The organism is Paucibacter sp. B51 (assembly GCF_027863535.1).
Lineage (GTDB): Bacteria > Pseudomonadota > Gammaproteobacteria > Burkholderiales > Burkholderiaceae_C > Paucibacter_A > Paucibacter_A aquatilis.
The window spans coordinates 3,563,558-3,584,671 of sequence record NZ_JAPIVN010000001.1 but is presented as its reverse complement, the minus strand read 5'-3'; the positions used below and the strand labels follow the sequence as shown (position 1 = coordinate 3,584,671).

The following is a 21,114-nucleotide window of genomic DNA, read 5'->3' as shown; positions in this document are numbered from 1 at the left end:
GCCTCACGCAAGCCCCGCAGCGCACCCAGCGGTCCTTGTCCACTTGCCGGAGATTTCAGCATGAACCGCATTTACAACTCCATCTGGAACGAAGTCACTCAGGCCTTCGTCGCGGTCGGCGAGCACGTGAAAGGCCGCGGCAAGCGCTGCAGCAGCCGGTGTGAAGCCCCGGCCGAGGGGCCGCGGCAGATCCTACAAGCACGCCCGCAGATGCTGGCACTGGAAGCGCGCCTGATGTTCGACGGTGCGGGCATGGCCACTGTCGTCGAAGCCGAGCACCAGGCGGAGCCGGCTGCCGAGGCGGCAAGGACATTGTCGGAGCCCGTTCGGGCTGCGCCGGTCGACCAAGGGGCAGCCGGGCAACGAAACGAGATCGTGTTCGTCGAGGGCAATGTCGCAAATTACAAGACCTTGCTGGACGGGCTCAAGCCGGGCACCGAAGTGCATGTGCTGGACTCCACCCAGGACGGACTGGCGCAAATTGCAGCAGCGCTGGCCGGGCGCAACGATATCGATGCCCTTCACATCCTCTCCCACGGTGCCAAGGGCGTGCTGGGCCTGGGCTCGGTGACCCTGACCAGCGAGAACATGCCCGCCCATGCCGACAAATTGGCCGCCATCGGTGCCAGCCTGGCTCCTCAGGGCGATGTACTGCTGTATGGCTGCAATATTGCCGCCGGCGCGGAAGGTCAGGCCTTTGTGTTCGCGATTGCGCGCGCCACCCAGGCCGACGTGGCGGCCTCTGTCGACGCCACGGGCGCGGCGGCACTGGGAGGCAACTGGGTGCTCGAATCGAAGTCCGGTGATGTGGCCGACACTCAGCCGATCAGCAACATTGCCTACGACGCCATCCTGCCTGCGCCGCGGGTGGCGAATCCGGGCACAGGTAACACCTCGGTCTATGTTCGGCCCGGAGGCATCAGCGACGTCTGGAGCTTTGGAACCTGCGAAATCCCAGGCCAGGGCACCCAACCCACGACCACGATTGCATATGGTGGCGGCACGCTGAACCGCGGCAGCTTCGAGTACAGCAGCAATGGCGGCGCCTCCTGGACAACCTACAACTACGACGGCAACTTCAGCTCCTACATCACCGTGGCCGGGACGACCTGGCGCTTTGTCGACAGCCAGCCCGGCAATGCCACGACGAACAATTCCTTTTTCATCGGCTACCAGTCTTCGGGCGTTCCCAATTCCACCACGACGTCAGGCATGTTCGTGGGCCCGGACACTGCACCAACCGACATCGGCAGCAACCGCAACTACGTCTTGTCGGACGCCAGCCAGAGCATGGTGGTGGCCACGCTGACCCCCACCGACATCGGCTACACCACGGGCGGCGTCTGGGTCATCGATAGCCAGTCGGACAGCAATCTGTTCACGATCGCTCCCGTGGCCAATGGCAACACAGCCACCCTCAGCATGGGCACGGGCGTGCTACCAGCCGTGGGACAAACAGTCACAGTGACCGCCCGCTACTACGACCGCTATCAGACAGACAACAGCAACAACCCAATCAATGGTCAAGGTTATGCCAAGACCCTGACCTACACCGTGGTCTCCGCCACCTCGCAGGACCTGAACTTCGGTGACGACCTGGATGTCAGCAGCACCAGCACCCGCGACCAGACGAATGCCAGCGTGACCACGCTCAGCAATGGCAACTTCGTGTCGGTCTGGCAGAGCGATGGCCAGGGCGGCGAGGCCGCTGGCCAGAACGGCATCTATGCCCGCATCTACGACGCCATGGGCGCGCCGCTGAGCGCGGAGTTCGCCATCACCACCGCCGGCAACGGCGTGGACGAGATCACGCCGGTGGTCACCGCGCTGAACGGCGGCCGCTTCGCCGTGGCGTACACGACGACCGGCACTGGCCGGGACATCGGCTACCGCATCGTCGAAGCCAATGGCACGGTGGGTAGCCAGCTGATCGCCAACACCGCCAACGCCGGCGATCAGGCCGCGCCGACGATGGCCACGCTGAGCGATGGCTCCTTCGTCATCGCCTGGACCACCGCCGCCGGCGTCCAGGCCCAGAAATTCAATGCCGCCGACGGCAGCAAAAACGGCGGTGAGCTGAGCCTGGACGCTAGCGGCGGCAATGTCAGTCCCAGCCTGGCCGCACTCAGCGATGGCAGCTACGTGCTGGCCTGGGGTGACAGCAACAGCTACAACATCAAGGCCGTGGTGAGCAGCGCGCCGTCCACCGTCATCGACGTCACCAACGACGGCCTGGCCTCCTCCGACGTGGCCAACAGCGGACTGCCGGCCGCGAAGGTAGTCGGCTTGAGCGGCGGCGGCTTCGTCGTCGCCTGGAGCGCCTACGACGCTGGCTACGCACAGTGCGACATCTACTTCCAGCGCTACAACAATGCCGGCGCGGCCCAGGGCAGCATCACCCAAGCCAATACCAGCAGCACAGCCGCCACCTACAAGGACGCAGCGACGATTGCCGCCCTGTCAGGCGGCGGCTTCGTTATCGGCTGGCAGGCCGACACCGGCGACTACGACGAGTCGGGCCTGTTCGGCCGCCGTTTCTCGGCAACCGGCGTGGCCGTGGACGGCAGTGATTTCGAGATCAACCAGTTCCGCCGCGGCCACCAGAACACGGTCGCGCTGACCGGCGTCGGCAGCGATCGCTTTGCCGCCGTCTGGACCGACAACAGCTCGGACGGTGCCAGCAACAAAGGCGTGGAAGGCCGCGTCCTGCTGCCCCCGAATGCAGCCCCGGTATTTGTCGGGGCCACCACCACGCTGAGCGCCAACGAGAACAGCGGCGCCATCGACATCAAGAACCTGCTGCACGTCAGCGACAGCGACAGCGGCCAAACGCTGACCTGGTCGCAAAGCTCGGCGCCCAGCCATGGCAGTTTGAGCTTTAGCGCTGCCACTGCCAGCTCCGGCGGCGGCGACATCACGCCCGGCGGCACCATCACCTACACACCGACCGCCGGCTACACCGGCAGCGACAGCTTCAACGTGCAGGTCAGCGATGGCAGTGGCGGCACGGTCACGCGCACCATCACTGTCACAGTCAACGACATCGACCCGGTGCTGGCCAACGCAACGATGAGCGTCAATGAGAACGTGGCCGGCGGCAGCGCCGTGGGCACGATCAGCGCGACGGGAGATACCAACGGCCTCATGTATGCGATCACCGGCGGCAGCGGCCAGGGCCTGTTCACGATCAACAGCAGCACCGGCGCCATCAGCGTGGCGGCCGGCGCCGACCTCGACTACGAGGCCGCCAGCAGCCTGACGCTGACGGTCTCCGTCGACGACGAGGACGCCGACAGCACGGCCGACGCGACGGCAACGGTCACGGTCAATCTGAACAATCTGGCCGAGCCGGCGGATCAGAACTTCGAATCCAGCGGCAACAATGGCAATACCAGCACCAGCCGCACCATCGGCAACCTCGTGTTCAGCAGCAATGGCCCAGCCCAAGTCGACGTCCTGGACGACGTGAATGGCTTTTATTCAGAGACATTCACCAACTTCACTGGCAAAGCCATCATCAACGACTATACGGGCTCAGCCAGCGGGAGCATCACCTACTTTCAATTCAGCTCCCTGGGCCTCGCCGATGACTTCCGGCTGATCTCGCTGGCCGCCAATGCGGGGGACATCATAGGAGGCTTCCCGAGCAACTTCACCATCACCGGCTATCAAGGCGGGTCCGGCGGCACGATGGTGGCGCAGGTGACCGGCTTCAATTTCGCGCAGGGCGCCACGTACGGGGCCGGCAATTCGGCGATCGTCTACAGCAAGGGCTCCGCCGTCTACAACGGTGGCAATTTGAGCTTTGGCAGTGCCTGGAACAATATCGACACGGTGCGATTCACCGCCACCACGGGCGGCGGCGTGGGTTTGGCACTGGACACCATCAACCTCAGCGCCGCCACCCCGCCCAATCTTGCGCCCAGCTTTGTCGGCGCCACCACCACCCTGACGGTGGACGAGAACTCCGGCGCGGCCGACATCAAAAGCCTGCTGCATGCCAGCGACGCCGACAGCGGCCAGACCCTGGTCTGGTCGCAAAGCGCTGCACCCAGCCATGGCACGCTGAGCTTCAGCGCAGCCACGGCCAGCTCCGGCGGCGGCGACATCACCCCCGGCGGCACCATCACCTACACACCGACCGCCGGTTACTCGGGCAGCGACAGCTTCACCGTGCAGGTCAGCGACGGCAATGGCGGCACGGCCACCCGCACCATCACGGTGACGACCACCGACATCAACCCGGTGATCAGCAACGCCAGCGCTGGCCTGGCCGAGAACAGCGGCAATGGCACGGCCGTCACCACCGTCACCGCCACCGGCGACACCAATGGCCTGAACTACGCCATCACCGGCGGCAACACTGGGGGCGCCTTCGCCATCAATGCCGCGACCGGCGCCATCACCGTGGCCAATGCGGCAGCCCTGGACTACGAGAGCAACCCCAGCTTCAGCCTGACCGTGACCGTGGACGACGAGGACGGCGACAGCACGGCCGACTCCACCGCCACCATCACCATCAATCTCAGCAATGTCAACGAAGCGCCGGTGAACACCGTGCCCGGCGCCCAGACTTTCAACGAAGACACCGTGCGGGTCTTCTCGGTCGGCAATGGCAATGCGCTCTCGGTCGGCGATGTAGATGCCGGCAGCATCCTGACCACGGTGCTCTCGGTCGGCGCCGGCAAGGGCAGCCTCAGCGTCACGCTCGGCGGCGGCGCCAGCATCAGCGGTGACGGCACGAACTCGGTGCAGATCGTCGGCACGGCCGCCCAGGTTCAGGCTGCCCTGGCCTCGGTCAGCTACACACCGACGGCCAATGCCTTTGGCGCCGGCTACGCCACGCTGACGATCAGCAGCAGCGACAACGGAGCGGGCACGCTCAATGACAGCGACACCGTCACCCTCAACCTCAATGCCGTGGCCGACACGCCCAGCGTCACCGGCGCAGCAACAACGCCGGCCACGCAGAGCAGCAGCGGCCTGGTGTTCAGCCGCAATGCCGCCGACGGCGCCGAGGTCAGCCACTTCAAGATCACCGGCATCAGCAACGGCACGCTGTATCTGAACGACGGCACGACCGTCGTCAGCGAGGGCAGCTTCATCACCTTCGCCCAGGGCAACGCCGGCCTGAAGTTCACGCCCAGCGGCGCCAGCGACGGCAGCTTCGACGCCCAGGCCTCGCTGAGCAACAACGACGGCGGACTCGGCGGCGCCCTGGTGCACGCCATCATCTCCACCGGCATCGCCGTGGCCAGCCCGACCATCAACGAAGACAGCGACTCTGGCGCCATCACCATCTCCGGCACCGATGCCTTCTACAAGCTCAGCGCCATCAGCGGCGGCACGCTGTACAACGATGCGGGCTACACCAGCGTCATCGCCGAGGGCAGCTTCATCGCCAGCGCCGGCATCAGCACCTCGGTCTACTTCCGGCCCACGGCCAACTTCAATGGCAGCGCTGGCTTCTCGGTGCGCGGCTCCAGCAGCAACAACGACGGTGGCCTGGCCGGCAGCACGGTCAACTCGCTGATCACCGTCACCGCCGTCAATGACGCGCCGACGCTGGGCGGGGTCAACCATGTCTTCACCGGCACCGACGAGGACACGGCCAGCGCCGGCACCCTGGTGTCCGACATTCTGGCCAGCGGCGGCTGGGCCGATGTGGACAGCGGCGCCCTCGCCGGCCTGGCCCTGACGGCCAGCAGCGGCAACGGCAGTTGGCAGTACTCGACCGATGGCACGAACTGGGCGGCCGTCGGCGCCGTGTCCGGCAACAGCGCCCTGCTGCTGAGCGCCAGCAGCCGCCTGCGCTATCTGCCCGACGGGCAGAACGGTGAGACCGCCACCCTCGCCTACCGCGCCTGGGACCAAAGCAGCGGCACGGCCTCGACTTTCGGCAGCGCGCAAAAGGTCAGCACCGCCAGCAATGGCGGCAGCAGCGCCTTCTCCAGCGCGAGCGGCAGCGCCTCCATCGTGGTCAGCGCCGTCAACGATGCGCCGAGCCTTGGCGCCGTCACCCCGGCCAGCTATGTCGACACCAGCGCCGCCGACAGCTTCGGCAATGACAGCGGCAGCCTGGCCGGCGCCGACGTCGACGCGGGCGCCAGCCTGGTCTACGGCATCACCGGCGGCACGGTGGCCGGCGGCTTCAGCACCCTGGTCGGCAGCTACGGCACGCTGAGCGTCAACACCAGCACCGGCGCCTACGTCTACACGCCGAATGCGGCGGCCATCAACGGCCTGTCGGCCAATGGCAGCGAGAGCTTCACCGTCAGCGTGTCTGACGGCGTCAGCAGTGCCACGGCCAGCTACACCGTCAACTTCACCGGCGCCAATGACGCGCCGCTGCTGCCCACGCCGGCCGCGGCCAACCTGGTCGACACCGCGGCCAACGACAGCTTCGCCAATGTCAACGGTAGTCTGGGCGGCAGCGACGCCGAGGGTGGCGCGCTCAGCTACGCCATCAGCGGCGGCACCCTGGCCGGCGGCTTCAGCAGCAAGGCCGGCAGCTACGGCACGCTGTCAGTCAATACCGCCACCGGCGCCTACGTGTTCACGCCGGACAGCGCCGCCATCAATGCGCTGGGCGCCAACACCAGCGAGACCTTCACCATCAGCCTGTCGGATGGCAACAGCAGCGTCAACACCAGCTACACGGTCAATCTGACGGCCGCCAACGACACCCCGGTGCTGACGGCGCCGACCCCGGTCAGCTACACCGATACCGAGGCCAACGACAGCTTCGCCAGCGCCAGCGGCAACCTGGCCGGCAGCGACCGCGAAGTCGGCAGCACGCTGAGCTACGGTGTCAGCGGTGGCACGGTGGCCGGCGGCTTCAGCACACTGGTCGGCGTGCACGGCAGCCTGGCCGTCAACACCACGACCGGCGCCTATGTGTTCACACCCAATGCGGCGGCCATCAACGCCCTGGTGGCCAGCACCAGCGAGACCTTCACTCTGACCCTGTCGGACGGCAGCGCGACCGGCACGGCCAGCTATGTGGTCAATCTGGTCAAAGCCAACCGGACGCCGCAGCTGAACCCGGTCAGCATCAGCTATGTAGACACGGCCGGGCTCGACGTCTTCGGCGCCAGCACCGGCAACCTAGCCGGCAGCGACCCAGACGCTGGCAGCACGCTCAGCTATGCGATCAACAGTGGCAGCAGCAGCGGCGGCTTCAGCGTGCTGCAAGGCCTGTACGGCAGCCTCAGCGTCAACACCGCGACCGGCGCCTACAGCTACACGCCCAACAATGCAGCCATCAACGCCCTGGCCGGCAACACGAGCGAGACTTTCACGATCAGCATCTCCGATGGGCAGCTCAGCAGCAGCGCCAGCTTCACTGTCAATGTGACGGCTGGCAACGATGCCCCGCAGCTGCAGGCACCAGCGCCGCTGCGCTTCGAGGACACGGCAGCGAACGACAGTTTCGCGGCCAGCAACGGCAGCCTCAGCGCCAGCGACGCAGAAGGCGGCGGCCTGAGCTACAGCCTGCAGGGCGGCACCGTTGCCGGCGGCTTCAGCACCCTGGTCGGCAGCTACGGCACGCTGCGTCTGAACACCAGCACCGGCGCCTACAGCTACAGCCCCAATGACGCGGCCATCAACGGCCTGCTCAGCGATGCCTCCGAGCGCTTCGTGCTCAGCGTCAGCGACGGCAATGGTGGCAGCAGCAGCTTGAACCTGGACGTGCAACTCAGCGGCCGCAATGACGCGCCCCAGCTGCCGACCCCGCAGGCCGCCCAGTACAACGACCGCATGACGCCGCAAGAGCTGCAGCCGACCCGCGGCAACTTGCAAGGCAGTGACGGCGATGCCGGCAGCAGTCTGAGCTACAGCATTGCCGGCGGCGTCACGACGGACGGCATCAGCCGCCTGCAAGGCCGCTACGGCAGCCTGAGCCTGAACACCGCGACCGGCGCCTACGTCTACACGCCGGATGCGCAGGCCATCACCAGCCTGAGCGCCGATGCCAGCGAGAGCTTCAATCTGCAGGTCACGGATGGCAGCGCGCAGAGCAGTGCCGTCTTCACCGTGAGTATCAGTGCCAGCAACAACGCGCCGGTGATCAGCGCGCCGGCTGATCTGGTCTTCAGCGACACCGCCGCGGCTGACAGCTTCGGCGACATCCAGGGCCGCATCGCGGTCAACGATGCAGAAGGAGGCAGCCTCAGCTACGGCCTAGTCGGCGGCACGACGGCCGGCGGCTTTAGCACGCTGCGCGGCCGTTTCGGCAGCCTGGTGCTCAACAGCAGCGACGGCAGCTACCGCTACATTCCCGACAGCGCGGCCATCAATGCCCTGGCCAGCGCGGCAGAGGAGAGCTTCGAGCTGATCGTCTCCGACGGCAGCAACAGCAGCAGCACCGTCTTGCGCGTGCGGCTCGAGGGCAGCAACGACGCGCCGCAGCTGCAGGCGCTGCCGGCCCTGCGCCTGGTCGATGGCCCCGGCCGAGACAGCTTCGGCTCCATGACTGGAAATCTGGCCGCAAGCGACGCCGAAGGCGCGACGCTGACCTACAGCTTGGATGGCGGCACCGTGCAAGGCGAGCTGAGCAGCCTGAGCGGCCCGCTGGGCAGCCTGGTACTGAACACCCGCACCGGCGCCTACTCCTTCACGCCCAATGAAGACGCCATCAACGGTTTGGCCGAGCTGGCCAGCGCGAGCTTCAGCATCAACGTGTCCGATGGCCAGAACCGCAGCAGCCAGCAGTTGCTGATTCGCGCCGAGGGCAGCAATGACGCCCCGCGCGTTGGCAGCTTGCCGGCCAATGTCGAGATCCGCCAGGACCAGACACTAGCCCTGACCTTGCCAGCCGATGCTTTCAGCGACCCAGACAGCACAGCACCGCTGAGCTTGAGCCTGAGCCTGGCTGACGGCAGCCCCCTGCCCGCCTGGCTGCGCTTCGACCCGGCCACTGGCAGCCTGAGCGGCACGCCGGGCACGGCGGACAGCGGCCTGCTGCGCCTGCGCCTGACGGCCAGCGACAGTGGCGGCGCCACCGCCAGCAGCGAGTTCCAGATCGCGATCACGGCGGTGGCACCGCCTCCGCCGGTACCCGAGCCGCCGCCGGCCCCGCCGCCACCGGCTCCGCCCGCACCTGTGCCGGCTCCAGCACCGGTGCCCGCCCCCAGCCTGCCACCGGCCGTGGACACCGGCCTGACCCAGGACACCCGCCCCGGCGCGCCGAACCTGCCCTCGCCGCTGCAGCCTTTGCAGCCTCTCCTGCCCGTGCAGCCGCTGCCGGTCGATCTGGCGCCAGCGCCGGCTCCGGCAGCGCTTGCACCGGTACCTGCACCGGCACCGCTCGCCGCTCCAGCGGCCGCGACACAGCCGAGCGGCCCGGTCACCGCAGCGCCGGCCCGGGACACCGTCGCCACCGGCACGCCGAACAGCGCGGCCCCGGTGCTGACCAGCAGCGGCGGCAGTGGCGGCGCTTTCCAGATCGCGGTCACCCAGGCCGATCAGCCGGCCCTGGTGCTGTTCAAGGGCGTGCCGGACCAGGCCATCACCAGCGGCGGCAGACTCAGCTTCGCCATTCCGGCCGATGCATTTGCTCATACCGATGCAGGCGCCGTCGTGCAGCTTGCGGCCAGCCAGGTCAATGGTCAGCCGCTGCCGGCCTGGCTCAGCTTTAATGCCAGCAATGGCAGCTTCAACGGCACACCGCCGCGGGGGCTGCGCGGCGATCTCAGCGTACGGGTGGTGGCGCGTGACCAGGACGGGCGCGAGGTGGTCGCCATCTTCCGCATCACGGTCAGCGTCGGCACCGGGGCGGCCACTTCGGGCCGCAGCATGCCCGCGGCGGACCTGAACTCTGGCGAGCTGCAGACCGAGCCTGATGCGCTGCCGGCAGACGAACTGAGCTTCGAATTCGACGGCAGCGAGCCGCGCGAACCGCAAACGGACGCCCACAAGCGCGACGCCCAGCAGAAGCCGCTGTCGCAGCTGAAGCCGAGCGGTCGGGCCAGCTTCAGCGAGCAGATCCGCATGGCCGGCCGCGGCCAGCCACTGGAGCGGGCCGTGGCCGCGTCATCACGGAGCGCTGCCTGATGCTGCCCATCATTGAACAGGCTGACGCCGATGGCGCATCCACTCCGGCATGACGGCAGCTGAGGGAGGACCTGCGTCGGGTACCAGCTCGGCGGAGCGCCTGCTGGAGTTGGCACGCCGAGCCCGGCAGGCCGGCAGCCGCGCGGTGCTGGGCTTTCTAGCCGTCAACGACAGCCTGCAGCTGGCACCCTACCGGCAGAGCGCGCTGTGGCTGCGCGAGGGCGGCGTGCGCGCTCTGTCCGGGGTCGTGCAGATCGAGGCCAACGCGCCCTATGTGCACTATCTGGCGCGTCTGTGCGGCCATCTGGCCGCACAGACCGGTGTCGAGCCGAGCACGGTCACCGCCGACTCACTGCCGCCTGAGCTGGCCAGCGAGTGGGCCGACTGGCTGCCGGCCCAAGGCCTGTGGTTGCCGCTGCTGGACGGCCTGGGCGGTCTGCTGCTGCTGCGCGAGCCGGCCTGGTCGACCGAGGAACAAGCCAGTCTGCTGGAATGGGCTGCCATCTGGACGCATGCCTGGCGCGCAGCCGGTCCGCGTACCGAGGGCGGCTGGTGGCGCCGACTGACTGGCGGCAAGCATCAAGACGCGGCCGAAACGCCGCGCGCCTGGTGGCGCCGCCCGCGGCTGCGCTGGCTCTTGCTGGCGGCCGGAGTGGCGCTACTGCCGGTGCGGCTCAGCGTTCTGGCGCCGGGTGAGCTGGTGCCGGCCAGGCCGGCCGTCATCCGCGCGCCGCTGGAAGGTGTGCTGGGCAGCTTCCAGGTCAAGCCGAACGAGGCTGTGAAAGCCGGCCAGCCGCTGTTCCGCTTCGACGACGCGGCCCTGCAAGCTCGGCTGGAGGTGGCCCGGCAATCGCTGGCCGGCTCCGAAGCCGAGTACCGCCAAGCAGCCCAGCTGGCCGTCTCCGACCCCCGCTACAAGGCCCAGCTGGCGCCGCTGATGGGTAAGGTGGAAGAGCGCCGGGCGGAGGCCGAGTATCTGCAAGGGCAGCTGGAGCGCGCCCATGTGCTGGCACCGGAAGACGGCATCGTGCTATTCGACGACCCCAGCGAATGGATAGGCCGGCCGGTCTCGACCGGCGAACGCATCATGCGGCTGGCGCGGGCCGGCGACGTCGAGCTGGAAGCCTGGCTGGACCTCGGCGACGCCATCCCGCTGCCCGAGCAGGCCGAAGTCCGCCTCTACCTGAACGCCAGCCCCTTGCAGGCCATTCAGGCCAAGCTGCGCTACATGGCCTTCGAAGCGGTGCAGCGGCCCGACGGGCGCTATGCTTACCGGGTGCGCGCCCGGCTCGACCAGGCCACCGAGCACCGGGTCGGCCTCAAGGGCACGGCCAAGCTGTCCGGCGAGCGGGTGCCGCTGATCTACTGGGTGCTGCGCCGCCCGCTGGCCCTGCTGCGCCAGGTGCTAGGCTGGTGAGCGCATGCTGAACCGCAGCTCCACCTTGATGCCGACGTCGGGCTCGATGGCAGCGCAACTGCGACACGAGCCGCCCCAGCCGGGCGGCGCGCCCAGGCTACCGCTGCTGCGCGAGGAACTGGCCCTGCACCCCGGACCCGATCTGGCCGACGGTCAACCCAGCTGGACCTTGCAGGATCCGGTGCGTCACCAGTTCTTCCGCATCGACTGGCTGAGTTTCGAGATCCTCAGCCGCTGGGCGCTCGATGACCTGCAACGGATTGCCGACGATGTACAGGCCTGCACCACGCTGCGCCCTCAAGCCGCCGATGTGCAGGCCTTCGCCCAGTTCCTGATCGACAACCAGCTGGTGCAGCCGCGCGCCGCCGACAGCGCCCAGCAGCTGGCGGCGCGCCTGCAGCGCGCACGCGGCAATGCCTGGACCTGGCTGCTGCACCACTATCTGTTCTTCCGCATCCCTCTGGCCCGACCGGACCGCTGGCTGGACCGCGCCCTGCCCTGGGTGGCGCCGCTGTACAGCCGCGGCTTTGCCCGGCTCAGCCTGCTGGCCCTGCTGATCGGCCTGGTCGAGGTCTACCGCGACTGGGGCCGCTTCTCGGCCACCCTGGTCGACACCTTTTCCTGGGGCGGTCTGCTGGGCTACGGCCTGGCCCTCAGCGGGGCCAAGCTGATGCACGAGCTGGGACATGCCTTCACCGCCAAGCGCTATGGCTGCCGGGTGCCGACCATGGGCCTGGCCTTTCTGGTGCTCTGGCCCATGGCCTACACGGACACCAACGAAGTCTGGAAGCTGCGCAACGCCAGACAACGCCTGGCCGTGGCCGGAGCCGGCATCGCCACCGAGTTGCTGATCGCCGTCTGGGCCACCCTGGCCTGGAGCCTGCTACCGGACGGTGGGCTGCGCTCTGCCGCCTTCATGTTGGCCACAACGACCTGGCTGACCACGGTGGCTATCAACAGCAGCCCCTTCATGCGCTTCGACGGCTACTTTTTTCTGTCCGACGCGCTCGACATGCCCAATCTGCATGGCCGAGCTTTTGCGCTGGCGCGCTGGCAGCTGCGGGAGCACCTGTTCAAACTGGGCCTGCCGCCGCCCGAGACCTTCAGCCGGCAGCGCCGGCGCGGCCTGATCCTGTTCGCCTACGCCACCTGGTTGTACCGACTGGTGGTCTTTCTCGGCATCGCCGTGCTGGTCTACGGCTTCTTCATCAAAGCGGTCGGGGTGCTGCTCTTTGTGCTGGAGCTGCTCTGGTTCGTCGCCCTGCCGCTGTGGCGCGAGATCAAGCTGTGGCCAGCCTTGCTGCGCCAGCGGGCAGGCACAGCAGACAAGGCCTCATCCTGGGCTGCATGGGCGAGTGCCTGGCGCCGCCCGCTCCTTCTGCTGGGCCTGCTGCTGCTGGCCTTGATCCTGCCTTGGCCGCAGCGACAGACGAGTTCGGGCCTGCTCAAGCCGATCCAGGTGATGGCCCTGTATGCGCCGGCCGGGGCGCGGCTGCAAAACCTGCCTTGGACCGAGGGCGCGCCGGTGACGGCCGGCCAGCTGCTGCTGGAGGTGGACTCACCCGAACTGCAGCTGCGCCAACTAAAAGCAAAGGCACGGCTGGAACGGCTGCGTTGGCAGGCCAGCTTGGCCGGCGTGGATCAAGAGCAGCGCCGCAATCTCGGCGTGCTGCAGCAGGAGGAAGACACAGCCCGGGCCGAGCTGGCCAATCTGCAGGCGGAGTTGGCCCAGTACCGACCGCAGGCGCCCTTCAACGGCGTGCTGCGCGACATCAACCCGGAGCTCCAGACTGGCACCTGGGTGGCCCGGCGCGAGCGCCTGGCACTGCTGGTCAATCCGCAAGCCTGGCAGGTTGAGACCTGGCTGGACGAGGAGGCGGTGCGCCGCATTGAGGTCGGTAATCAAGGACGCTTCCGGGCCGATGGCCTCGAAGGCCCGACCATCGCACTAAAGGTGCTGGCGATCGACCGTGATGCCACCCGCCAGCTGCCGGGCGCCGAGCTGAGTCTGGCGCAGGGCGGCTCGATTGCCACACGCGACCAACAAGGCCAGCACATTCCCGAGCATGCGGTCTACCGCGTCGTGCTGCAGGCATCCGCCCCGCCGCCCGGCATGGCCGCGCACAGCTGGCGCGGCCAGGTGCTGATCGAGGGCGAGTGGGAGGCGCCGGGGCTGCGCTATGCCCGCGCCGCCCTGGTGCTGCTGTGGCGCGAGCTGGGCTTCTGAGCAATTCACGTCAGTTGTAACGTGCGGCAAGGCAAATGGAACTTACAAGTTCACCTTGCCAGAAGCGCGACCTATCGGTGAATGAATCGCTGCGAGTTCGTAACAGCCGCCAGCCTGGCTGGGCTTTCCGCAGGGGCGTCTCGTGCTTTCCGCAAGACGTCAGTTCCAGTAGGCTTTGAATGGCTGAGCCGAGCCTACTCGGCCACCCAAACTCCAGCTCTCAATCGAGTTCAGCGAAACAAGCGTGGCCTCCAAGCGCTGGCGTTCAGCCTATCCTGCACTCAGTTTTTCTATTGTTCTTAATCTTCAAAGGTGCGACCAAGCGCTGAATTTCAGGCCCAGATCATCGCCTACGCCTCACTTTCGGAGCACTCGGTGAGCCTGGTCGCTGGCCAACCGACAGCAACCTCTCGGATGTGGACCGAAACCGGACCATATCCGGACCGTATCCGGACCAAAAGCGGACCATATCCGGACCGTATCCGACCCGAAGCCAGGCCGCCTGCTGTCAATAGCCAAAAGAGCAAAGGGCCGGGGCCGTGCGCCCATCACCGAGACGAGGAGCAACGGCGAATTCCGCTGGAACTTTCATCGCCGCAGATGGCTCTCCTTGACCCCATCATTTCAATCATGAATGCGTCCGAACGCCATGATCCTCGCCCCCAAACTTCCACCTGGTCGGGCCAATCGAAAGGCCTTGGCCTTCAACGCTGAAATCCTCCGTCTGCGCGGCCTGGGGTACAGCTTTGAAGCGATTCGACAGGCTCTGCTCGCAGCCGGGATCGCCGTGAGTCGAAGCACGGTCAAACGCGAAGTCGTTGCAGAGCGTGCGCACTACAAGCGAGGGGTGACTCGCCCCACATCCAAGCTCAGCAAAGAAAACACAGAACTTCCTGAGTTGCGCTCCCCCCTTACACCGGGACAAGGCGCCGTAACTTTCAAAAGCACGCACGCGGTAGCAGCGCGCACCGGCAGAGAAATCGCTGAAGACTTCATGAAGGGTCGGATCGCCAACCCGCTCTTGCAAGAAAGGAAGCGCAAATGAAGATCGCTGTTCTGAGTTTCTCGGGGAATGTCGGGAAGTCCACGATTGCCCGCCACCTTCTTGCACCCAGGCTGCCAGGCGCCAAACTGATCTCCATTGAGAGCATCAACGCAGGCGAAGAGCTAGACCATGTCATTCGCGGGCGCCAGTTCGCGGAACTGCAGGAGTACTTGCAAGTTGTCGAGGAAGTGGTGGTCGACATCGGCGCCAGCAATGTGGAGGACTTGCTGGCCTTGATGAAGCGATACCAGGGCAGCCACGAGGACTTTGACGTCTTCATCGTGCCCGCGGTTTCAGCTGGCAAACAGCAGCGCGACACCATGGCGACCCTGGTCGAACTTTCTCGCTTGGGCATCCCCGCTGCAAAGGTTCGGGTGCTCTTCAATATGGTCGAGGAGGACGGCGAGCTGGAGCACCAGTTCGAACCGTTGCTCGCATTCCTGAAGCAGAGCCCGATGGCCCAGGTGTCGCTGGACTGTCGTCTTGGTTTCAACGAAATCTATGGACGACTCAGTGGCTCTGGCGAGGACTTGTCAGCATTGGCCGCCGACCCAACCGACTACAAGGCCCGGATCAAGAACAGCACGGACAGTGATTCCAAACTCGCTCATGCGCAACGTCTAGCGATGCAGCGACTGGCGCGGGGCGTGCTCCCCGAGCTCGACGCATGTTTTGAAGCACTGAACCTGAACGAGCAGTGAATGCCTGTCAGCCCATTGAACCGAGTTCACATGCTGTGAAGTCACCCAGCAGTTCGCGCGAGGCACTGATGGCAGAGGCGATCGGTGAATTGGGACGCGTGCTCGACAAAGCGGAGGCACTGTTGCCAGCGATCACTGAAGTGACGCGTCTCCAGAGCGAGGCGACATCGCAGCTCTCGAACCAACTCGGCAACCTCGAAGCGCAAATCAATGCGCTGACTGACCGCGTCAAACTGTATGCATTGAAGTACCTTCTGACTCAAATGGAAGAGCATGCTGCTCGCACCATGCAAGCGCAAACCCTGGCCATGTGCCAGGCGATAGGCGCTCGGGTCTCCCTAGAGCTCGACCGAGAGATGAAACAGTTGGCGCAAGCAATGCATCAGCACCAAAGTCAAGTCTCAAATTCGAGCAACTGGTGGCGGCTTCTATTCGGGTGCCTGAGCGCTGCAGCAGCAGGCGCTGTCGCCGGCGCATTGGTGACATGGCTTTGGGCCCGGTAAACCAGAGGTTTCCGGACCCACTCCCCACACAACGGCGCATCAAGAGCGCTTCAGCTTGCGCATCTCCTCTGCCAGCACCCATAGAGCGCGATTCAGGCCAACACTGCGGTCGATGCTTTCAACCGCACGGGTTCGAACGCGCCGCCCCTGGATGCTCCGACCCGGCAAGCCGCCTTGAATCAGGTGTTCCTGGGTACGCTGAAAAGTCATCCACAAACTCCCCTCTTCGTCCTCCTGCCTCCGAGCCTGCAAGAGCTGGGTTGCGGTGATCGGCGCAGGAGGCACTGAATTGGCTTGCTCGCCACCTGCCTGTGCGATCTCTGCATCTCCATAACGTAGCGTCAGAGCGGCCTCGGCAAAGGCCAGTTGCTCATCGCGGCTCAAAGGCAAAGCCTTCATTTCCTGGGTGGAGGATTCCACTGCTTCAAAGTCTTGAAGAACCCGAAATGCGCCGTCGATCACTTGATCCTGGATTCGGCCCTTGTGTGGAATGCGAATGTCGTTGGCGATGTCGCCGACCACGAGACCGTTGCAGCAGACAAAACGGAAGACGCCTGCCAGCATTTGATAGGAGCTGGCCCCATCGTGGCTGTTGATCAGAATGATTTCATGAGCCTCAGACTTGGCCTGCACCTGGCCGGCATGCCGCATCCGAATCATGTGCTTGGTGAACTCACTTTTTCCGGCAATGCGGCTGGCGCTCTGCGCCACCATGAAGGGCTCAAAGCCCTCGTGGTGCAGAGCTCTTAGCACCTCAATGGTCGGGATGTAGGTGTACCGCTCAGAGCGGCTGTCATGCTTACCTTCCGCGAAGATGGAAGGCGCTGTCGTTCGCATTTGGGCTTCGCCCAGAGGGCAATTGCTGCGAAAAATATGGCTGTTGCGGCCGAAGCGGCTTGCCAGTGTGGAACCTGTTTGCATGGTGGTCTCCTAGACGTAAACAAGTGCCCGTTCGTACTGAACGGGTCTATGCCTCAAGAGCGGGGGCGAGGCGATCGCCTCGCCCTGGCTTGAGATGAGCGAAGGCCGTCAGCCTTGCTTGGGTTTGCGCGAAGCGTTGGGCTTGTTTGCGCTGCGGCGGCGCTGCTGCTGCGCAGGCGTCTCCAGACTGGACTCACCCCAGCCCTCTCCCTCTTGCGCCCGAACCTGGCGGGCCTCTGACGACGCGCGGGAGTCGAGGTAGTCGATTTCCTCGCAGGTGAAAGCCATGGCATAGACGTCAGCGCCGTCGTTGTCCTGGTAGTTGTTGTTTCGCAGGCGACCGACCACATTCACATGCGCCCCCTTTCCCAGGTACTCAGCAGCGTGTTCGGCTTGCTTTCCCCAGAGCGTCCACTGCACAGCCGTGCATTCCTCTTTGCGCTCGCCCCCACTGCCGTGGCGGGTGTTGCTGATGGCGGTCAGCAGGGCCCGGGCCAACTTGCCATCACGACGATTGACGAACTCCAGCCGAACTGGACCAGCCAGATGAGCATTGCGTTGCTCTACTCGTACGGATGCCATTGCTCTCTCCTTGAAGAGTACTCAGCCGGCAAGGCCGGAATGGCTGCCTCTTTGCTGATCCTCTTGCTCGGACTCCTCGCTCCCGCCCACGGGCGGGCGGGGGGTGGGCATGACCCCTTCCCTCACGGGAAGGGGTTGGGGATAGGTGGGGTTCACGCAGCCGAAGCAGCGAACCGCTGTTCGGGTCCGCCGCATCAAAGATCCCCCCACAAGTCCCCCTCACCCACGGATGGGGGCGCGTGGGGGGAGCGCGGCGGACTGCACAGCGCGCAGGCAGCCACCAGCACGGGCGGCGTAGCGTCGCGAAGCCAACCCATGCCTTTCGATGCGGCGCCCCTGCGAAGGCCGTGACATCAAGCGCAGCGACTGGCGCGGCCTTCGAGCCGCATCGAACCACTCGCTGAACCGCTCGGCCGGCTTCGGGTGTGGCGAATGGCCAGGGTGGCGATCTGCCTGAGGCTCGGGCCGCGCCGAGGAACGGCAAGGTGCGAGTCGCGGGCAGTTCGCCAAGCGGGCTCGTTCGCGTGCAACGCGAAGGAAGTCAGCCTGCGATCCCTGACCATGGGAAGGCCGGGCCTTCTCGAGCGCCAGACCCTTTCGAAGAATGACTGAACCGGCCATGGTTTTGCCGAGAAAGTCATCGCCTTGGCGCAAGCCGCATCAGCCTAGAGTCAATCAAACTTCATCACAGGAGTCTTCAAATGAAGCCCACTTCAATCAGCCCACCGCCCGAGGTTTCAAACACCCAAATCACGCTGATTCGTCTCGCGGGGGTGATGCGGATGACGGGTTTGTGCAGGTCTTCAATCTATGCCCTGATCGCAGAGAAACAATTTCCTTGCCAGGTGCAACTGAGCAAGCGAGCCGTAGCATGGCGTCGCACAGAGGTGGAGCAATGGAGCCTCTCACGCCCTACCGTGCCACACGCACAGCATGACAAACTCGCGGCAGCCTCACGCCTGTCGGACGTCCCCGAGCAGCTCAAACCAAGCGCCACCGTCGTTGGCGCTGTGACGAGCACCAGCCGAATCCCCACGCGTGGTCGAACAGACACAAAGCATGCCCGGCATCATTTGCCATGACCAGGAGAGCCTGGGGCGGCGCGCCCATGCGGCTTGGCATCCGCACGATGCAAGTGAGTGTCTGCGCTGGCCTTCAGAAGCGCGGTCTCGTCCAGTATGCGACGCAGGGGCGTCGCAAGGATCGACCGGTCGCTGGCCCGAAGACGGCAGGCCGCCATCTGCTCACTGAGCGTGGCCTTGGCGCGATGAAAGTGCCTCGCCACTGCGGCGGCAGAGCACAGCCGGTGAGCCCGAGCCAAGCCGGCCACCAGTGCACGCCCCCTGGCAGCCAGATTGCCAGAACCGGAATGCAAGTCCGGTGGACAGCTCGGGTCGAGCTTGGCACTCACCCAAAGAGACAGCAGTTCAAGAGCGCCGTCGACGCCATACCCTCCAGCAGCAGCGACCAAGCTGGCTGCTGCGCCCTGCACCGACCGGGCCATTTCAGCGCGGGGCCCGACATGACCCGTGGCCAGAACCAAGCCGCGCGTCAATTCCCAAGCACAGCGTTCCATATCGGTCGGACGCCTGGCAACCCACTGGCGCAAGGCCTTTCTCGACGTGGGCACAGAGTCACCAAAGTGCTGCAACATGGGCCGGGCATCGAACCCTGTGGAGGGGGTGAGCCCCAGGGCGACACGAAATCCTCCATGAGGATGGTGCGAGGGTGTCTTGCAGGACCCAAGAAACACAGCACGCCATGCCAGCATACGAAGCTCTTGAAGAAGCTCGCCCTCGTCGCAGAGAGCATGTGCCCGGAAAGGGCCGGCCAACACGGGACTGCGAACTGGCTGCGCCTCCCTCACCCAGCGAGACACGACATTGCCGAATGCTCTCGCCACAGCCCCGACGGAATCGTCCCCCAGCAAGAGCGAAACTGCATGGATCTCCGTGGGCAACAGCACAAAGTCGATGAGCACACGTCCCGAGCGGCGATGTGCATCGAGAAGCCGCCCTCGAATTCGCCGCACCAGCGAGGGATTCGCCAGAAAGTCGCGGCCGACTGCGGCCTGCCAGCACAGGCTCCATACCTGCGCGGCGACGCCACAAGGGACGCAGGCGGCATCAACGGATTTGGTGGGCCCCATTGAACTATGACGTTTTGAGCGCCAATACCCTCAATGGCGCCGTGCAAATAACGCGAAAAACGTTCGGTATTTTTAATGCCTATCGCTTTTCGACACTGGCTGGCTGGCTGCCGAACAAGTAGACCTCTTGTCTCGGATTCGCGGCCGACCATAGCGCGTAGGTAGCGGGCCTGGGCGCTGACGATTGCTCGCCACCACCGAACGGTTCGGGGCGATGCACACGCGCCATCGACAGTCGCACGGGCCGCGGCTAACTTGAAACCGCCTGGAGCCCAAACCGCACAGGCATTCCGTCTCACCCTCAACCTGAAGGAGTCTGTCATGGACGAGAAATCGCAATTGGAGCAGCAAACCCCGGTCTTCGAGCTGGGCGATGCCAAGGAGCTGACGCAGGGCTTCCCTGCGCTGGAGTTTGCTGAGGAGAACCCGGTGATCCCGGGTCGCCGCGAGCCCTGAATGAGCGTGGCACGCGCCCGCAGAGGGTGCACTGCCTAGCTTGAGAGAAAGCCCTGGGCTCGTTGAATAGCGAGGCCAGGGCTGCAGTACGCCGCAGGAACACCTACGTGAACTCAGCATGGGGCCAGGCTTGCACCAGAATTTCGGGTTCGACACCCCACACGATGCCGCGCCCCTCGCAGGTCGATGCGACTCCAGCTTGGATAGCGCGCCAATCGCGCACCACCCGGGCGAAAGCCGCCGTCCAAATACAGCCCACCTGAGCTTGGATTTCGAGACAGCCAATGCCTCCGACCGGGAGAACACCATGCAAGATGCGCCGTCGAAGCAGCGCCTGGAGCTGGCCAGCCACGTACGTGCCTGCGCATGCGAGAGCTGCGTGGTCCTGCTTGATCTACGACGAAGCCGCTATCTGGCCATCAGCAAGCCGGAGGCGCTGCAACTGTGCAGTTGGATCAAGGGTTGGCCAGCCTTGGAGGCCCAGCACGATCACGAGGTCAGCCCCTCGATACCCCATGCGACGCTGCAACACCTTATTGCACTGGAGCTCTTGACTCGTGCTGGCCCAGCGAGCGCCGCCATGGACGCCCATGAACAAAAGCTCCCTGCAGCATCGGCCGATCTGGATCAGGCCACGACGGCCCCTCGGATCAGTGCACGACGCGTTCTCAGGTTCCTGAGCAGTTCGGCTCACGCGAGCTGGTGCTTGCGCCACCAGTCGCTGTGGGCCATTGCCCATGCAAGCACTTCGCGCAGGCACAAGCTGTTGGGGCCCAACACGGAATCGATGCGGGCCATCCAAAGCGCATGCGCTGCGTATGCAGCGCTCCGCCCATTCTTTTTCAGCACCCAGAAGCAGTGCCTTCATGACTCCTTGGCGCTCCTGAGCTTCTTGGCCACCGAGGGCTTGCTGGCGAGGTGGGTGATTGGCGTGAAGTCCGGCCCGTTTGCAGCTCACTCCTGGCTCCAGAGCGGCGAGACGGTCCTGAACGATCAGCATGAACGCGTCCGCCAGTTCCGCCCCATTCTTGTCGTGTAGCCCTGAGCGAGTGATGTC

11 protein-coding genes are annotated in these 21,114 nt (G+C 65.5%); 9 read left to right on the top strand and 2 right to left on the bottom strand.

The window, feature by feature from the left end; translation table 11 throughout:
• Positions 1–60: 60 nt before the first annotated feature.
• The 6 genes from OOB33_RS15310 to OOB33_RS15285 all read left to right on the top strand — a co-directional run bounded on the left by OOB33_RS15310 (position 61) and on the right by OOB33_RS15285 (position 15,949).
• Complete coding sequence (locus OOB33_RS15310) at positions 61–10,056, top strand: tandem-95 repeat protein (RefSeq protein WP_271009316.1); 9,996 nt, start codon at positions 61–63, stop codon at positions 10,054–10,056.
• Between the two features lie 49 nt (positions 10,057–10,105).
• Positions 10,106–11,473 carry an efflux RND transporter periplasmic adaptor subunit gene (locus tag OOB33_RS15305; protein WP_271009315.1) on the top strand — a complete coding sequence of 456 codons (1,368 nt, stop codon included), beginning with the start codon at positions 10,106–10,108 and terminating at the stop codon, positions 11,471–11,473.
• A gap of 4 nt (positions 11,474–11,477) precedes the next feature.
• Complete coding sequence (locus tag OOB33_RS15300; protein ID WP_271009314.1) at positions 11,478–13,700, top strand: HlyD family efflux transporter periplasmic adaptor subunit; 2,223 nt, start codon at positions 11,478–11,480, stop codon at positions 13,698–13,700.
• A gap of 649 nt (positions 13,701–14,349) precedes the next feature.
• Complete coding sequence (locus tag OOB33_RS15295) at positions 14,350–14,745, top strand: hypothetical protein (RefSeq protein WP_271009313.1); 396 nt, start codon at positions 14,350–14,352, stop codon at positions 14,743–14,745.
• Positions 14,742–15,446 carry a StbB family protein gene (gene stbB / locus OOB33_RS15290; RefSeq protein ID WP_271009312.1) on the top strand — a complete coding sequence of 235 codons (705 nt, stop codon included), beginning with the start codon at positions 14,742–14,744 and terminating at the stop codon, positions 15,444–15,446. Before OOB33_RS15295 ends, stbB begins: the two co-directional genes overlap by 4 nt.
• Before the next feature lie 35 nt (positions 15,447–15,481).
• Positions 15,482–15,949, top strand: coding sequence for a hypothetical protein (locus OOB33_RS15285; RefSeq protein WP_271009311.1), 468 nt, complete (start codon positions 15,482–15,484; stop codon positions 15,947–15,949).
• A 39-nt stretch (positions 15,950–15,988) separates the two neighbouring features.
• Here the strand turns inward: OOB33_RS15285 and OOB33_RS15280 are convergent, their stop codons facing one another.
• Together OOB33_RS15280 and OOB33_RS15275 are read right to left on the bottom strand one after the other, a co-directional pair.
• Positions 15,989–16,870 carry a DUF932 domain-containing protein gene (locus OOB33_RS15280; RefSeq protein WP_271009310.1) on the bottom strand — a complete coding sequence of 294 codons (882 nt, stop codon included), beginning with the start codon at positions 16,868–16,870 and terminating at the stop codon, positions 15,989–15,991.
• Between the two features lie 108 nt (positions 16,871–16,978).
• Positions 16,979–17,452, bottom strand: coding sequence for a single-stranded DNA-binding protein (locus tag OOB33_RS15275; protein ID WP_271009309.1), 474 nt, complete (start codon positions 17,450–17,452; stop codon positions 16,979–16,981).
• A 701-nt stretch (positions 17,453–18,153) separates the two neighbouring features.
• On the opposite strand from OOB33_RS15275, the gene OOB33_RS15270 reads away from it, so the two are divergent.
• From OOB33_RS15270 to OOB33_RS15260, 3 genes are all read left to right on the top strand, one after another.
• Complete coding sequence (locus OOB33_RS15270) at positions 18,154–18,534, top strand: helix-turn-helix transcriptional regulator (protein WP_271009308.1); 381 nt, start codon at positions 18,154–18,156, stop codon at positions 18,532–18,534.
• A gap of 1,388 nt (positions 18,535–19,922) precedes the next feature.
• The gene (locus tag OOB33_RS15265) at positions 19,923–20,057 is read left to right on the top strand and encodes a rubrivinodin family lasso peptide (protein WP_271009307.1); all 135 of its coding nucleotides are present in this window, start codon (positions 19,923–19,925) and stop codon (positions 20,055–20,057) included.
• Between the two features lie 265 nt (positions 20,058–20,322).
• Complete coding sequence (locus OOB33_RS15260; RefSeq protein WP_271009306.1) at positions 20,323–21,096, top strand: lasso peptide biosynthesis B2 protein; 774 nt, start codon at positions 20,323–20,325, stop codon at positions 21,094–21,096.
• Positions 21,097–21,114 lie beyond the last annotated feature (18 nt).

Bases quoted from the DNA above. Each gene is read 5' to 3' on its own strand.
- stbB (WP_271009312.1), top strand. From the start codon at position 14,742: ATGAAGATCGCTGTTCTGAGTTTCTCGGGGAATGTCGGGAAGTCCACG.
- OOB33_RS15275 (WP_271009309.1), bottom strand. From the start codon at position 17,452: ATGGCATCCGTACGAGTAGAGCAACGCAATGCTCATCTGGCTGGTCCA.
- OOB33_RS15280 (WP_271009310.1), bottom strand. From the start codon at position 16,870: ATGCAAACAGGTTCCACACTGGCAAGCCGCTTCGGCCGCAACAGCCAT.
- OOB33_RS15310 (WP_271009316.1), top strand. From the start codon at position 61: ATGAACCGCATTTACAACTCCATCTGGAACGAAGTCACTCAGGCCTTC.
- OOB33_RS15265 (WP_271009307.1), top strand. From the start codon at position 19,923: ATGGACGAGAAATCGCAATTGGAGCAGCAAACCCCGGTCTTCGAGCTG.
- OOB33_RS15295 (WP_271009313.1), top strand. From the start codon at position 14,350: ATGATCCTCGCCCCCAAACTTCCACCTGGTCGGGCCAATCGAAAGGCC.
- OOB33_RS15305 (WP_271009315.1), top strand. From the start codon at position 10,106: ATGACGGCAGCTGAGGGAGGACCTGCGTCGGGTACCAGCTCGGCGGAG.
- OOB33_RS15300 (WP_271009314.1), top strand. From the start codon at position 11,478: ATGCTGAACCGCAGCTCCACCTTGATGCCGACGTCGGGCTCGATGGCA.
- OOB33_RS15270 (WP_271009308.1), top strand. From the start codon at position 18,154: ATGAAGCCCACTTCAATCAGCCCACCGCCCGAGGTTTCAAACACCCAA.